This is a genomic window from Streptomyces sp. NPDC051064, from assembly GCF_044455985.1.
In the GTDB taxonomy this organism is placed as follows: domain Bacteria; phylum Actinomycetota; class Actinomycetes; order Streptomycetales; family Streptomycetaceae; genus Streptomyces.
Genome location: NZ_JBITFK010000002.1, coordinates 828,221 through 843,334 on the forward strand (window position 1 = coordinate 828,221; position 15,114 = coordinate 843,334).

The 15,114-nt window shown below is 70.2% G+C and carries 12 protein-coding genes; 3 read left to right on the forward strand and 9 right to left on the reverse strand.

The genetic code is table 11. The annotated features are described in order from the left end of the window. Complete coding sequence (locus tag ACIBCU_RS10730) at positions 1-858, reverse strand: DUF4097 family beta strand repeat-containing protein (protein ID WP_399230637.1); 858 nt, start codon at positions 856-858, stop codon at positions 1-3. A 169-nt stretch (positions 859-1,027) separates the two neighbouring features. Here ACIBCU_RS10730 and ACIBCU_RS10735 point away from each other — a divergent pair, with 169 nt between their 5' ends. After that, complete coding sequence (locus ACIBCU_RS10735) at positions 1,028-1,909, forward strand: hypothetical protein (RefSeq protein ID WP_399230639.1); 882 nt, start codon at positions 1,028-1,030, stop codon at positions 1,907-1,909. Positions 1,910-1,917: 8 nt separating this feature from the next. Here ACIBCU_RS10735 and ACIBCU_RS10740 read toward each other — a convergent pair whose 3' ends face one another. The 6 genes from ACIBCU_RS10740 to ACIBCU_RS10765 all read right to left on the reverse strand — a co-directional run bounded on the left by ACIBCU_RS10740 (position 1,918) and on the right by ACIBCU_RS10765 (position 9,918). Next, positions 1,918-2,100 carry a DUF6104 family protein gene (locus tag ACIBCU_RS10740; protein WP_003961784.1) on the reverse strand — a complete coding sequence of 61 codons (183 nt, stop codon included), beginning with the start codon at positions 2,098-2,100 and terminating at the stop codon, positions 1,918-1,920. Positions 2,101-2,190: 90 nt separating this feature from the next. After that, positions 2,191-6,009: a multifunctional oxoglutarate decarboxylase/oxoglutarate dehydrogenase thiamine pyrophosphate-binding subunit/dihydrolipoyllysine-residue succinyltransferase subunit gene (locus ACIBCU_RS10745; RefSeq protein WP_362935114.1), complete on the reverse strand. Its 3,819-nt coding sequence runs from the start codon at positions 6,007-6,009 to the stop codon at positions 2,191-2,193. 259 nt (positions 6,010-6,268) lie between these two features. Next, on the reverse strand, positions 6,269-7,345 hold the full coding sequence (locus tag ACIBCU_RS10750) for an ATP-binding protein (RefSeq protein ID WP_399230641.1): 1,077 nt from the start codon (positions 7,343-7,345) through the stop codon (positions 6,269-6,271). Continuing rightward, positions 7,342-8,079, reverse strand: coding sequence for a response regulator transcription factor (locus ACIBCU_RS10755; protein WP_014154105.1), 738 nt, complete (start codon positions 8,077-8,079; stop codon positions 7,342-7,344). Before ACIBCU_RS10755 ends, ACIBCU_RS10750 begins: the two co-directional genes overlap by 4 nt. 232 nt (positions 8,080-8,311) lie before the next feature. Beyond that, positions 8,312-8,995 carry a spermidine synthase gene (locus ACIBCU_RS10760; protein WP_399230644.1) on the reverse strand — a complete coding sequence of 228 codons (684 nt, stop codon included), beginning with the start codon at positions 8,993-8,995 and terminating at the stop codon, positions 8,312-8,314. Positions 8,996-9,090: 95 nt separating this feature from the next. Then, entirely contained in the window at positions 9,091-9,918 is an 828-nt protein-coding gene (locus ACIBCU_RS10765; RefSeq protein ID WP_399230646.1) for a nucleotidyltransferase domain-containing protein, read from the reverse strand. A 129-nt stretch (positions 9,919-10,047) separates the two neighbouring features. On the opposite strand from ACIBCU_RS10765, the gene lon reads away from it, so the two are divergent. Beyond that, on the forward strand, positions 10,048-12,477 hold the full coding sequence (gene lon / locus ACIBCU_RS10770) for an endopeptidase La (RefSeq protein ID WP_399230647.1): 2,430 nt from the start codon (positions 10,048-10,050) through the stop codon (positions 12,475-12,477). A 95-nt stretch (positions 12,478-12,572) separates the two neighbouring features. Here the strand turns inward: lon and ACIBCU_RS10775 are convergent, their stop codons facing one another. Further along, positions 12,573-13,325: a polysaccharide deacetylase family protein gene (locus ACIBCU_RS10775; RefSeq protein ID WP_362935255.1), complete on the reverse strand. Its 753-nt coding sequence runs from the start codon at positions 13,323-13,325 to the stop codon at positions 12,573-12,575. Between the two features lie 182 nt (positions 13,326-13,507). Further along, positions 13,508-14,353, reverse strand: a complete 846-nt coding sequence (locus ACIBCU_RS10780) for a lysozyme (RefSeq protein ID WP_399230649.1) — start codon at positions 14,351-14,353, stop codon at positions 13,508-13,510. Positions 14,354-14,640: 287 nt separating this feature from the next. Here ACIBCU_RS10780 and ACIBCU_RS10785 point away from each other — a divergent pair, with 287 nt between their 5' ends. Next, positions 14,641-15,087 (forward strand): MarR family winged helix-turn-helix transcriptional regulator, encoded by a 447-nt coding sequence (locus ACIBCU_RS10785; RefSeq protein ID WP_399230899.1) that lies wholly within the window; start codon positions 14,641-14,643, stop codon positions 15,085-15,087. Positions 15,088-15,114: the final 27 nt, after the last annotated feature.

The following is a 15,114-nucleotide window of genomic DNA, read 5'->3' on the forward strand; positions in this document are numbered from 1 at the left end:
TCAGAGCACCTTTCCGGTCGGCTCGGCGTCCTGCGGGTTGTCCTGGGCGGGTGGGCGGCGCAACAGGGCGATCGAACCCGAGACGGTGGTCGCCTTCAGCCTCCCCGTGCCCGCGCCCAGTGTGCCGGTGATCTTCTTCGCACCCCACTGGCCGCCCACGCGCAGGTCCTCGAAGGCATTGGAGACGGTCCCGCTCGCGGTGTTCGCCTCGACCTTCGCGTCGGCCGGGTGTGGAAGGCGGATGGCGATCTCGCCGGACACCGAGGTCAGTCTGATGTCCGTCGGCTTCGGGGAGGTGTCGAGATCCAGCACCATGTGGCCGGTGACGGACTCCGCCCGGACCGAGGTGCCGGCGCCCTCGACGATCGTCAGATCGCCCGACACGGACTGGAAGCGCAGGTCTCCGGTGACGGTCTGGGCCTCCAGGCTGCCGGACACCGTCTCGGCCCGGACGACCCCGGAGAGACCCACCAGGGTGCTGTCCCCCGAGATGCCGCGCAGCTCCGTGCGGCCCTGGATGCCCGAGACGACCGCCTCGGCTCCGATGGCACCGACCTCCACCGTCGCACCGGCCGGCACGGCGAGCGAGACCGCGGCGCTGCGGCGCGGGCCCCTGCGGTCGAGCCAGGTCAGAAGGCCCTGCCACGGCAGGTCCTCGTAGGTGACGGTGAGGGTCCCGCCCTCCAGAGTCACGACCAGTGGGGGCCCGTCGATCTCGGAGACCTCCAGCCGAGCGGTCGGTTCGTCGGTGCCGACGACATTGATCATGCCGTCGACGATGCGCACATTGAGTGCTGTCACGGGGTCGTCGAAGGTGAGCTTCTGGGGTTCGGCGACGGTCCACGTCGACTCAGGCATGGATCTGACCTCCCACTGGGTGGCACGACGCAACATATCGCGTCTTCTTGAGAACACGATATATCGCGGATCGGAGAAGTCAAGGGACAGCCGGAATGGGTGCTGGTGGGAGAGTGAGAGGGGGTCGCAAATGGTTCATACGCGAGCAAATTGACCTAGCGTGTGGGGCATGACCGCGACATCCGTGGGCGCCCTGCTTCTGTGCCGCGCCGACCCCGAGACCGTACGGCCCGTGGCCCATCTCCTGCGGGAGCGGATGCTGCTCGTGCCCGCGGGGGACGGCTGGAGCGTGCTCGTCCCCGAAGGGAAGCCCTGGCGGAAGGACGCTCACGAAGGCCACGGAGGAGCACAGGCCGACGGGCCCACGGCGGCCGACGGAGGCGCCGAGCCCGTCGACCGCGTCGTCGGCGGCTGGGCCACCGCCCTCGCCGTGGGCTCCACCTGGCCGGTACTCGCCCTGTGGTGGGACGGCGACCGCGCCGGCTTCACCCTCGCCTCGGGCTTCCGCCGCCCGGTCGGCTACACCTGGCTCGCCGACGGCACCCCGGCCGCCGAGGAGGAAGCCATGCGGACGTCCGCCGCCCGGCTGGGCCTCGACCCCGTCCTGGACGTCCAGGCGCTGGAGGCACTCACCCGCGAGGACCCGGGGACCGACGCCGACGCCCGGCTGCGCGGACTGCTCGCCGTACTCACCCGGGCCGGAGTCGGCCTGCCGCCCGGTCTCACACCCGGCGAGCCCGCCGACCGGCTGCGTTCGGTGGCCGGAATCCACCCGGAGGCGGAACAGATCGAATGGGCCGGCTGGCGCGACGCCGTGCGCGTGGAACTCGACGCCGTCGAGAGCGGCAGCCTCGGTCCCTGGGTGCTCGGCCCGAGGGCACGCGCCGTGGCGGCGGGACAGGTCGCCGCCGGCCTGCCGCTGACCCTCTGGGGCGCCCGGCGGCGCAGAGGCGGCTGGATCGCCGCGGGCCTCGTCCTTCTCGTACAGGGCCTTCTGGGGCTCGCGTACAACCGCTTCAGGGACGCGGGCGGTGTGAGCCCCGGACGGTGACCACTCGACTACTCGTCCTCGTCTTCGTCGTCCAGGCGGGCCAGCCAGGTGGCGAGGCGCTCGACGGGGACCTCGAAGTCGGGGTTGAGGTCGACGAACGTGCGGAGCTGCTCGGCGAGCCACTCGAAGGTGACCTCCTCCTCGCCGCGCCGCTTCTCCAGTTCCTCGATGCCACGGTCCGTGAAGTACATACGACCAGAATAACGAGGCCGGAAAGCCCGAGGGCCCGGCCCCGCGAGATGCTCGCGGGGCCGGGCCCTTCGATGGCGTACAGCCGCTGATCAGGCCTCGAAGACCTCGGCGACCAGCTGTGCCTGCTCGGCCTGGTGGCGCTTGGCCGAGCCGACCGCCGGGGACGAGCCGTGCGGACGCGAGATGCGGCGCAGGCGCTCACCGTGCGGGACGTCGGCGCCGACGGCCAGGTCCAGGTGGTCGATCAGGTTGAGCGCGATGAACGGCCACGCACCCTGGTTCGCCGGCTCCTCCTGGGCCCAGAGGTACTTCTCGGCGTTCGGGTACTTGGCGATCTCGGCCTGGATCTCCGCACCCGGCAGCGGGTACAGGCGCTCCAGACGGATGATCGCCGTCTCCGTGTCACCGCGCTTCTCGCGCTCGGCGTCCAGGTCGTAGTAGAGCTTGCCGGAGACGAAGACGACCTTGCGGACCGCTTCGGCCTTGACCGACTCGTCACCGATGACCGGACGGAAGCCGCCGGTGGTGAACTCCTCCACCTTCGAGGCGGCCGCCTTGAGGCGCAGCATCGACTTCGGGGTGAAGACGATCAGCGGCTTGTGGTGCGGGTTGTGCACCTGCCACCGCAGGAGGTGGAAGTAGTTCGAGGGGAGGGTCGGCATCGCGACCGTCATGTTGTCCTGCGCGCACATCTGCAGGAAACGCTCCGGGCGTGCGGACGAGTGGTCCGGGCCCTGGCCCTCGTAGCCGTGCGGGAGCAGCAGGGTGACGCCGGACGTCTGGCCCCACTTCTGCTCGGCCGAGGAGATGAACTCGTCCACGACGGTCTGCGCGCCGTTGACGAAGTCACCGAACTGGGCCTCCCAGATGACCAGGGACTCCGGACGGGCCAGCGAGTAGCCGTACTCGAAGCCCATCGCCGCGTACTCGCTGAGCAGCGAGTCGTAGACGTTGTAACGGGCCTGGTCGTCGGAGAGGTAGAGCAGCGGGGTGTAGTCCTCGCCGGTCTTCTGGTCGACGAGGACGGCGTGGCGCTGGCCGAACGTGCCACGGCGGGTGTCCTGGCCGGCGAGCCGGACCGGGGTGCCCTCCATGAGCAGCGAGCCGATGGCCAGGGTCTCGCCCATGCCCCAGTCGATCGTGCCGTTCTCCACGGAGGCGGCGCGGCGCTGCATCTGCGGCAGGAGGCGCGGGTGCACGGTGATCCCGTCGGGGATGTTCACCTGCGACTCGGCGACCAGCTTCACGACCTCCGAGGACACCGCGGTGTTCACGGAGACCGGGAACTCCGCCTGCGCGTCCGGGACATGCGGCTGGGACGGCGCCGAGGTGGCCTCGCGGACCTCCGCGAACACCTTCTCCAGCTGGCCCTGGAAGTCCTGGAGAGCCTGCTCGGCCTCTTCCAGCGTGATGTCGCCGCGACCGATGAGGGACTCGGTGTAGAGCTTGCGCACCGAGCGCTTCTTGTCGATCAGGGTGTACATCTGCGGGTTGGTGAACTCCGGGTTGTCGCCCTCGTTGTGACCGCGGCGGCGGTAGCAGATGAGGTCGATGACGACGTCCTTGTTGAACGTCTGCCGGTACTCGAAGGCGAGGCGCGCGACACGCACCACGGCCTCCGGGTCGTCGCCGTTGACGTGGATGATCGGTGCCTCGATCATGCGCGCCACGTCCGTGGCGTACATCGAGGAGCGCGAGGACTCCGGGGCGGCGGTGAAGCCGACCTGGTTGTTGATCACCACGTGCACGGTGCCGCCGGTGCGGTAACCGCGCAGCTGCGACATGTTGAGCGTCTCGGCGACGACGCCCTGGCCCGCGAAGGCCGCGTCGCCGTGGAGCGCGACGGGCAGGACCGTGAAGTCCGTGCCGCCCTTGTTGATGATGTCCTGCTTGGCGCGGGCGATGCCCTCGAGGACCGGGTCGACGGCCTCCAGGTGCGAGGGGTTGGCGGCCAGCGAGACCTTGATCTGCTCGCCGTCCAGACCGGTGAAGGTGCCCTCGGCGCCGAGGTGGTACTTGACGTCACCGGAGCCGTGCATCGACCGCGGGTCGAGGTTGCCCTCGAACTCCCGGAAGATCTGCGCGTACGACTTGCCGACGATGTTCGCCAGGACGTTCAGCCGGCCGCGGTGGGCCATGCCGATGACGACCTCGTCGAGGCGGGCCTCGGCGGCGGAGTCGATGACCGCGTCGAGCAGCGGGATGACGGACTCGCCGCCCTCCAGCGAGAACCGCTTCTGGCCGACGTACTTGGTCTGCAGGAACGTCTCGAACGCCTCGGCGGCGTTGAGGCGGCGCAGGATACGCAGCTGCTCCTCGCGCTCCGGAGCCGGGCGCGGACGCTCCACCCGGTCCTGGAGCCACTTCCGCTCCTTCGGCTCCTGGATGTGCATGAACTCGATGCCGGTGGTGCGGCAGTACGACTCACGCAGGACGCCGAGGATGTCGCGGAGCTTCATCATCGTCTTGCCGGCGAAACCGCCGACCGCGAAGTCCCGCTCCAGGTCCCACAGGGTGAGGCCGTGCTCGGTGATGTCCAGGTCGGGGTGCTTGCGCTGGCGGTACTCCAGCGGGTCGGTGTCGGCCATCACGTGACCGCGGACCCGGTAGGAGTGGATCAGCTCGAAGACCCGCGCGGCCTTGGTGACGTCGTCGTCGTGCGAGGCGTCGATGTCCTTGAGCCAGCGGACCGGCTCGTAGGGGATGCGCAGCGCCTTGAAGATCTCGTCGTAGAAGTCGTTCTCGCCGAGCAGCAGCTGGGCCAGGACGCGGAGGAACTCGCCGGACGCGGCGCCCTGGATGACCCGGTGGTCGTACGTCGAGGTCAGGGTCATGACCTTCGAGATGCCCAGCTTGTTCAGGGTGTCCTGCGAGGTGCCCTGGAACTCCGCCGGGTAGTCCATCGCGCCGACGCCCATGATGAGGCCCTGTCCGGGCATCAGGCGGGGCACCGAGTGGACGGTGCCGATGCCGCCGGGATTCGTCAGCGAGGCGGTGACCCCGGAGAAGTCGTCCATGCCGAGCTTGCCGACACGGGCCCTGCGGACGATGTCCTCGTAGGCCTGCCAGAACTCGAAGAAGTTGAGCGTCTCGGCCTTCTTGATGGCCGCGACGACCAGCTGGCGGTCGCCGTTCGGCTTCACCAGGTCGATGGCCAGGCCGAGGTTGACGTGCTCGGGCTTGACCAGGGTCGGCTTGCCGTCCTTCACCGCGAAGGAGTAGTTCATCGACGGCATGGCCTTGAGGGCCTGCACCATCGCGTACCCGATGAGGTGCGTGAAGGAGATCTTCCCGCCGCGGGCGCGCTTCAGGTGGTTGTTGATGACGATGCGGTTGTCGAAGAGCAGCTTCACCGGCACGGCGCGGACCGACGTGGCCGTCGGCAGCTCCAGGGAGGCGTTCATGTTCTTCGCGACGGCGGCCGACGGGCCGCGCAGCGTCACGTACTCCGGGCCGGCGGGGGCCTCGGCCGGGGCATCCGTCTTCGCGGGTGCCGGAGCCGCCTTCGCGGGCGCTGCATTCGCGGGAGCGGCGGGAGCGGCCGGTGCCTTCGCCGGGGCCGACGGAGCGGCGGCCGCGGGCTTCGCCGGCGCCGCGGGGGGCGCGGCCGGAGCTGGCGTCGCGGCCTGTGCCGGAGCGGTGTTGTTCACGGTGTTCGCGGCCGGGGCCGGGGTCACCGCTCCCGCAGGTGCGGGGACAGGCTTGTCCGCCGTGCCGGTCGTACCCGGCTTGTAGTCGGCGAAGAAGTCCCACCAGGCGCGGTCGACCGAATTCGGGTCCTGGAGGTACTGCTGGTAGATCTCGTCGACGAGCCACTCATTGGGGCCGAAAGCGGCTGCCGGGTTGGACCCGGAGCCTGCTTCTTGATCGGTCGAGATGCTCGAGTTACTGGGGGACTGAGACGACACGGCGGCAACCGCCCTCTTCCGCTTCACAAGGTGATGGACAGCGGAAATCAAGGCTACGCCTCCCGAGCCGTTACGTGCAGGCCGGGCCGGTCTTCGTCGTGCACATCACATCGGAAGGCGGGTTTCGGCGCACGAAATGGCGGGAAACAAGCAGGGTTCCGCTGCCCTTCGGGCACGCGAGGCCTGAGCTCAGGCCCCCTGGACCGTATCTCTTTCCCGGACGGTAGGGAGAACGGGGCCCTCCGCTTCGAACGCGGGGTCAACCGTGCGTCTGAGCGTTCCCCGGAAGGGTGACCTGGATTCGGCAGCCACGGGCGGATTCGGCCACGCCGATGCGCCCGCCGTGCAGATCCACCGCCCAGCGGGCGATCGCGAGCCCGAGCCCCGTACCGCCGTCGGAGCCCGGCCCGTGCGGGGAGGGTGCCTGGCCGCGGTTGAAGCGCTCGAAGACCCGGTGGCGCTCCGCCTCCGGGATGCCGGGGCCTTCGTCGACGACCTCCAGCTCCAGCGACTCGGGGTACTCCCCGCGCCGCGCCAGCACCGTGACCCGCCCGTGCGGCGGGCTGTGCTTGACGGCGTTGTCGATGAGGTTGGCGACCACCTGGTGCAGGCGTTCCGCGTCGGCGTACGCCGTCAGCTCGGGCGGCGACACGTCGAGGTGCAGATGGACGTCCGTACGGGAGTGGTTGCCCGAGCCGGAGGAGAGCCGACGCTGCGAGGCGGCGAGATTGGCTTCCTTCAGCACGCCCGACAGATACGGCCAGACCTCGAAGCGGCGCGCCTTGATCGCCACCACGCCGTTGTCCAGCCGGGAGAGGTCCAGCAGGGTCTCCACCAGTCTGCCCAGGCGTTCGGTCTGTTTCAGCGCCGTACGCATCGTCTCGGGATCGGCGGCGGACACCCCGTCCACCACGTTCTCCAGGACGGCTCTGAGCGCCGCGATCGGTGTGCGCAGCTCATGGGAGACGTTCGCCACCAGCTCCTTGCGGTGCCGGTCCTCCGCCTCCAGATCGTCCGTCATGCGGTTGATCGTCTGCGCCAGGTCGCCGAGCTCGTCACGCCGTCCGGCGCCGCTCACCCGTCTCGTGTAGTCGCCGTGCGAGATCGACCGGGCGACGGCGCGCATCTCGTCCAGTGGCGCGGTCAGGCCGTGCGCCACGAACTGGGTGATCAGCAGGGTCGCGATCACCGAGAAGACCGTGATGAACCGGAATTCGGTTCTGGTCCGCAGGGCGACGATCAGCAGTCCGGTCGTGATGAACACGGAGACCACGACGAGCGTGCCCAGCTTGGCCTTGATCGAGAAGGGCCGCAGTCCCGAGCCGGGCGGCGTCATGGCGCTGGTGTCTCCAGGGCGTAGCCGACGCCGTGCACGGTACGGATCCGCTCGGCGCCGATCTTCCGGCGCAGAGCCTTGATGTGACTGTCGACCGTACGGGTCCCGGAGGCGTCCGCCCAGTCCCAGACCTCGGCCAGCAGCTGCTCCCGGGACAGCACCGCGCGCGGTGTGTTGGCCAGGCAGACCAGCAGGTCGAACTCGGTCGGGGTGAGGTGGACGTCGTCGGCGCGCACCCTGACGCGGCGCTGCGCGTGGTCGATCTCCAGCTCGCCGAGGCGCAGGATGCCGCTGCGAGGCGTCACCGCGGCCAGCGCGGCCCGCTCGACCCGGCGCAGCAGGACGTGGACCCGCGCCGCCAGCTCCCGCATCGAGAACGGCTTGGTCATGTAGTCGTCGGCGCCGACCCCGAGCCCGACCAGCATGTCGGTCTCGTCGTCGCGTGCGGTGAGCATCAGCACCGGCACGGGGCGCTGAGCCTGCACACGACGGCAGACCTCCAGGCCGTCGAAGCCGGGAAGCATGATGTCGAGCACCATCAGGTCGGGCTGCCACGCCTCGGCCGCGTCCACGGCCGCGGGCCCGTCCAGTGCGGTCTGCACCAGGAAGCCCTCGGCCCGCAGCCGGGCGGAAATGGCGTCGACGATTGTTGCGTCGTCCTCTACCACCAGCACCCGGCGCTGAGCCCCGGGGGTGGCCGCGACGCCGTTGTGGGTGGTGTGTGTCTGTTCCATCGCCCCGCCCCTGCCCGTTCTCGCGGAGGCCATTCCCCCGGAGGCACGGTTATCGCTTGTGGATTTCGTCGGTGATCCCTTGTGCCGGTCAGCAGCGTAAAGGCACAGGGCGCCTCTCGGCTACGCAGGGTGTTGTCCGTCGTGAAGGTGTTACCCACGGGAAGGAGGCAGACCGGCCGACTTGTGCCGCCCTATCCATGGGGCGGCGGGGTTGTGAATACCGGGTGGGGGTTCAGCCGTCCCTGAGTGCGAGATGGACCACGTCCGGCACACCTCGGGCAACGGCTACTTCTTCGGTCCTTACCGCGCGGAATCCGGCATTCCGCAGCGCTTCGCCGAACTCGGCGGAGGGCTGCGCGGACCAGACGGCGAGGACTCCACCGGGCGTCAGACGTGCGCGGCAGGCCGCGAGACCGGCGGGTGAATAGAGGTTTCCGTTGTCCTGGGTGACGGTCCAGTCGGGGCCGTTGTCGATGTCCAGGCACAGTGCGTCGTAACGCTCCGTGGTCGTACGGAGATGGGCCAAGAGGTCCGTGCGGAGGATCTCGGTGCGCGGATCGGAGAGCGCCGCCCCGGAGATCAGGCCGAGCGGTCCGTCGAGGTGCCAGTCCACGATGGCCTGCTCCCGCTCGACGACCGCGATCCGGCCCCAGCGCGGCTCGGCGGAGGCCCGCACCAGCGAGAAGCCGACCCCGAGTCCGCCGATCAGCACCGAGGGGCCCGGCCGGGCGGCGGGCAGTGCGGCGAGCGCCGCGTCGATCAGCAGCCGCTCGGAACGCCCGTCGGAGGTGTCCATCAGGAAGCATCCGTTGGCGATGATCTCGAAGTTGTCGCCGTGCTCGCGCAGGACGACCTCGCCGAACGGCCCTTCGCGCCGGTCGAGGACGACGGGGCGGTGGGTGTCTGGGGCGTGCATGGTGCGGTCTCCGGTCTCCGGTCGGCGGCGGTTGGTTCTCCGGGCGTCCATCTTTCCTCGTCGCGGGCCCCCTGGACCAGCGGATTCGCCCGGCCTCACCCCCGTGGCCCCGGTGCTTTCGTCCCGTGGGCCGCGGTGTACTCGGTGGCCAGCCAGGGGCCCAGATCCTCGATGAGCATCGCCAGTACGGCCGGATCGGGCGAGGGGGTGCGTGCCGTGACGGCGGCCGCGTGGACCTGCGCGGCGCGTTCCGGGGCGTCCGGGCGGAAGCGCGCGAACAGCCCGGCGGACCGCCGCAGGTCGCTCGTCCAGCCGCCCCAGACCGGCATGACCAGCGTGAACGCGGACCGGACGAGATGCCGGGCGACGCGCCGGCTCAGCCTGAGGCGCGCCTCGTCGGTGGCGGCTTCGGCGGCCCGGGCGCGCCACCGGGGGAGCACGAGCGCCAGGTCGCCGTTGGTCTCACGGGCGAGCAGCGAGGTCGGCCGGTAGCGCGGCAGGAACGAGGCCAGATCCTCGCCCAGCAGCGGAGTGCAGAGGCAGGCGACGAAGAAGCCGACGTCATGGCGCTCCGCTTCGCTGAGCACGGAGCGGACGGGCGAGAGGAGCAGGCCGCCCCCCTCGATCACGGCGAAGTCGGCGTCCAGGGCGGCGGCGGTCTCCTCGGCCGCCGCCCGGTCCGCGTCGGTGGGCTCGTCGTGCAGGACCACCTGGAGATCCAGGTCGGACACCCCGGGAATGGCCGTGCCCCTCGGGATGCTGCCGTAGAGGTAGGCGCTGTGCAGCCGGGAGGGGCCGAAGGCGTCGGGGACGCGTACGCGGACCGCCTCGACCACCGGGGCGAACGGTGCGGCCACGAGGTCGACGGACCCCTCGCGACGGATCGTCCCGTCCGTCGCGAGCCCCTTGTCCTCTCCGTGCATGCCCGGATCCTCGCAGGTGAGGGACGAGGGGTGACGGTGATCGCTGAGAGCGAACAGTGCCCCGGGAACATTCGCAGGCTCACAAGCATTGAGCCCACATAGCTCAACTTGCCTGCCGAAGGGGAGATCATGACTGCTGAGTCGAATGCGTCGAAGGCGTTCACGCCGATCGACCTGCCCGTGCTGCCTCTCGACGACGAGGTCGTGCTGCCCGGAATGGTGGTGCCGCTCGACCTGTCGGACGCGGAGGTGCGCGCCGCGGTGGAGGCCGCGCAGGCGGTCGCGCGGCCCGGAGGCGGCAAGCCCGAGGTGCTGCTCGTGCCGCGCATCGACGGGAATTACACCGGGACCGGCGTCCTGGGCACGGTCGAGCAGGTCGGCCGGCTCTCGGACGGTGACCCGGGCGCCCTCATCAGGGCGCGTGACCGTGTGCGGATCGGAGCCGGGACCAGTGGCCCCGGGAGCGCGCTGTGGGTGGAGGGCGCCAGGATCGAGGTATCCGTGCCCGACCCCTTGCCCGGTTCCGCCGCCGAGCTCGCCAAGGAGTACAAGGCGCTCGCCACCAGCTGGCTGAAGAAGCGTGGCGCCTGGCAGGTCGTCGACCGGGTCCAGCAGATCGAGGACATCTCCGCGCTCGCCGACAACTCCGGGTACTCGCCCTTCCTGACCACCGCTCAGAAGGTCCAGCTGCTGGAGACCGTGGACGCGGTCGCCCGTCTGAAGCTGGCCATCCAGTGGCTCGGCGAGCACCTCGCCGAGCAGGATGTCGCGGAGTCCATCGCGAAGGACGTCCAGGAGGGCGTCGACAAGCAGCAGCGCGAATTCCTGCTGCGGCGCCAGCTCGACGCCGTACGCAAGGAGCTCTCCGAGCTCAACGGCGACCCGGAGGACGAGTCCGACGACTACCGGGCCCGTGTCGAGACCGCCGACCTGCCCGAGCACGTCCGCGAGGCCGCGCTCAAGGAGGTCGAGAAGCTGGAGCGCGCCTCCGACCAGAGCCCCGAGGGCTCCTGGATCCGGACCTGGCTGGACACCGTCCTCGAACTCCCCTGGACCGAGCGGACCGAGGACGCCTACGACATCAAGGGTGCCCAGGAGATCCTGGACGCCGAGCACGCAGGACTCCAGGACGTGAAGGAACGCATCACCGAGTACCTCGCGGTACGCAAGCGGCGTGCCGGACGCGGACTGGGTGTGGTCGGCGGCCGGCGCGGCGGTGCCGTGCTGGCTCTGGTCGGCCCGCCCGGCGTCGGAAAGACGTCGCTCGGCGAGAGCGTCGCGCACGCCATGGGCCGCAAGTTCGTCCGGGTCGCGCTCGGCGGTGTCCGCGACGAGGCCGAGATCCGGGGCCACCGGCGTACGTACGTCGGCGCGCTTCCCGGCCGCATCGTGCGGGCGATCAAGGAGGCCGGCTCGATGAACCCGGTCGTCCTGCTCGACGAGATCGACAAGGTCGGTTCGGACTTCCGGGGCGACCCGGCGGCCGCCCTGCTCGAAGTGCTCGACCCGGCGCAGAACCACACCTTCCGCGACCACTACCTGGAGGTCGAACTCGACCTCAGCGACGTCGTGTTCCTGGCCACGGCCAACGTCCTCGACGCCATTCCGGAGGCCCTGCTCGACCGCATGGAGCTGGTCACGCTGGACGGGTACACCGAGGACGAGAAGGTCGTCATCGCACGGGACCACCTGCTCCCGCGCCAGCTGGAGCGGGCCGGCCTGGAGAAGGACGAGGTCGGGCTCGACGAGTCCGCGCTGCGCAAGCTGGCCGGCGAGTACACCCGGGAGGCCGGGGTGCGCAATCTGGAGCGGGCCGTCGCGCGGCTGCTGCGCAAGGTCGCGGCCCAGCACGAACTGGGCGAGCGGGAGCTCCCGTTCACGGTGGCCGAGGAGGACCTGCGAGGTCTGATCGGCCGGCCGCACCACGTACCCGAGTCCGCCCAGGACCCCGCCGAGCGCCGCACGGCGGTGCCGGGTGTGGCCACCGGGCTCGCAGTGACCGGAGCGGGCGGCGATGTGCTGTTCGTCGAGGCGTCGCTGGCCGACCCGGAGACCGGGGCGTCCGGACTGACCCTGACCGGTCAGCTCGGCGACGTGATGAAGGAGTCCGCGCAGATCGCCCTCAGCTTCCTGCGGTCGCACGGCGCGGAGCTGGAGCTGCCGGTCGCCGACCTCAAGGACCGGGGTGTGCACATCCACTTCCCGGCGGGCGCGGTCCCCAAGGACGGCCCGAGCGCCGGTATCACCCTGACGACGGCGCTGGCCTCGCTGCTCTCCGGACGGCTCGTCCGTACGGATGTGGCGATGACCGGTGAGGTGTCCCTGACCGGCCGGGTGCTGCCGATCGGCGGCCTCAAACAGAAGCTGCTGGCGGCACACCGCGCGGGCATCACCACCGTGGTGATCCCCCAGCGCAACGAGGCCGACCTGGACGACGTCCCGGCCGAGGTGCTGGAGAAGCTGGACGTCCACCCGGTCACCGACGTCCGCCAGGTGCTGGAGATCGCGCTCGCCCCGGCCTCGGCCAGGGTGCGGGAGAGGATCCCGGCTGCCGCGTAGGCGTCATGCTGTGACGGGCGTGGCATCACGCCGACGGCCGGTACGGACGGCCCGCCTTCCCCCCGGAAGGCGGGCCGTTCCGCGTGCCCGGAGGTTCAGGGGCGATAGACCGTGCCGGGCACGGGCTCCGCGGGGGCCATCAGCTGGGGGACCGTCACAAAGGTGTAGCCCTCCTTGTGCAGTGCGTCGATGATGCCCGGCACCGCGGGCACCGTGCCCTTGTAGATGTCGTGCAGCAGGATGATCCCGTCCCTGCCCGCCTGGTCGAGGGTCCGCTTCCTGATCAGCGCGGAGTCGGTCGTCGAGTAGTCCTTGGCCGTCGTGCTCCAGAGGATCTGGGAGAGCCCCAGCTCCTTGCTGATCTCGGAGACCGTGTCGTCGGTGCGGCCCTGCGGCGGGCGCATCAGCCGCGGCTTCCTGCCCGTGATCTCCGCTATCGCGTCCTGGGTCTTCTCCAGTTCGGCGCGTATCTCGTCGGGCTTCTTGTCGGTCAGGATCTCGTGCGACCAGGTGTGGTTGGCGACCTCGTGGCCCTCGGCCTCGATGCGCCGCACGGTGTCGGGGTGTTCGAGCACGTGGTTCTTGCCCAGCAGGAAGAACGTGGCCGGCACCTTCTTCTCCTTGAGGATGTCCAGGAGACGCGGGGTGTCCTCCCCGGGCCCGGCGTCGAACGTCAGGGCGATGCACTTGGCCTTGCGGCAGTCCGCCTGCCCGAAGGAGCCCTTGGCGTCGGAGGCGGCGTCGGCGCGCGCCGACCCGGGAGCCGTCGTCTCCATCGAGCAGCCGCTGAGCGTCAGCGTGAGCACCGTCACAAGAGCGGCAGCCAACCCCGTACCCCACGGAGTCATCTTTCCGGGCACAACAGACACAGCGCGTCACTTCCCCATGGCTCGGCCGCACGCCGGTGGTGCGGCACGCCAGGACTATACATAGTGTGTATACGCATAGTGGATAGTGGGGTGCGGGACAGCACTGAGCCCCGGTGACCTGGAGCTTCGTCACCGGGGCCCGGGTCCTGCGCCGTGCCGGGTCAGCCGTTCGCGAGCGCCACCACGCGGTCGAGCGCGCCGTTGAAGTGGTTGTGGTCGCCGACCGTCGGGCCCGACGACGTGTACTGCCACATCGTGTAGTAGCTCCACCCGGCCGGAAGTTCGCCCACCGTGGTGTTGTAGCGGGCCACCCAGAGCGGGTTGGTGGCGCCGAAGCCCGCGTTGTTGCCCGTGCAGTCCTTCCACCAGCTGGTGGCGGTGTAGATCACCGCGTCCCGTCCGGTCCGCGCCTTGTAGGTGTTCACGAAGTCGCGGATCCAGGCGACCATGCCGGCCTGGGTCTTGCCGTAGCACTGCGCGCCGTACGGATTCCACTCGATGTCCAGCACGCCGGGCAGGGTCCTGCCGTCCTTGGACCAGCCGCCGCCGTTGTCCACGAAGTAGTTCGCCTGGGCCGCGCCGCTGGTCGTGTCCGGAGTGGCGAAGTGGTAAGTGCCCCGGATCATGCCGACGTTGTAGGAGCCGGTGTACTGCTGCGTGAAGTACGTGTTCTTGTAGTACGTCCCCTCGGTGGCCTTGACGTAGGCCCACTTCACGCCGCTGTTCCACAGGGTCGACCAGGCGACGTTGCCCTGGTGGCTGCTGACGTCCACACCTTCGGTCTGGACGGCGTTCGTCCCCGTGGGGGCGCCGCCACCCTGGCCGTCGTGGGCTATGACGCCCTGGCCCATCCTGGCCGTACCCCGTTCGGGGACGGTCGCGGTGTCGGCCGCGGACGCCGTGCCGGGCAGCGTGACCAGGAGGGCGAGGGCGGCGAGGAGTGTGCCCGCCGCGAAGAGGCGGGGGCGGCGGGCTGAAGCTGCGGATCCGGATCTGAGCACGGGCATTGCGTGCCTCCGAGGGCTCGGTGGGGGAGCTCATGGTCCAGGGGCGGGTGCGGGACGCTCCTGCGGTGCGTGCACCATGGTGTGGACATGCCACGCATGGCACCCATGAAGCTACGCACGTAGACCCGCCCTCCGGAAGGGGGCCTGGCCGCTGCCGGAGGTCTACGCCTGCGAAATACTGGCCCAACTGCGGCGATGGCCGGAGGTGAAAGAAACTTTCATCGGCGGGAAAGCGTATGAGGGGTGCTGACGTGCACGGGAGTGGAAGCGACGGTGAACCCGGTGCGATGGCCGGGAGTGGTGTGGACCATGAATTCCTCGCTCTGGAGCGGGAGTTGGCTGTCTTTCTGCGCCGGGCGCGGGCCAATTCGGGGGAGATGGCCCGCGAGGTCCATCCGGATCTGGAAGCCGCGGCCTACGGACTTCTCGTACGCCTGGAGTCCGCCGGGCGGCAGCGTGCCACCGATCTCGCCGCCTACTTCGGCCTGGGCAAGGCGACCGTGAGCCGTCAGCTGCGCGCCCTGGAGGGGCTCGGCCTGGTCGCGCGGGAGACCGACCCGGCGGACGGCCGTGCCTCGCTCGTCCACCTCACCGAGGAGGGCCTCGCGCGCTTCCGCAGCGTCCGTGACGCGCGCCGGGGCCGTTACGCCCTCAAGCTCGCCGACTGGGACCGGGCCGAGGTCGCGGAGCTGGCACGGCTGCTGCACCACTTCAACGAGCGCGCCGAGGACTGAGCGGCCGGGCCGCGGAGTGCCCGGTAG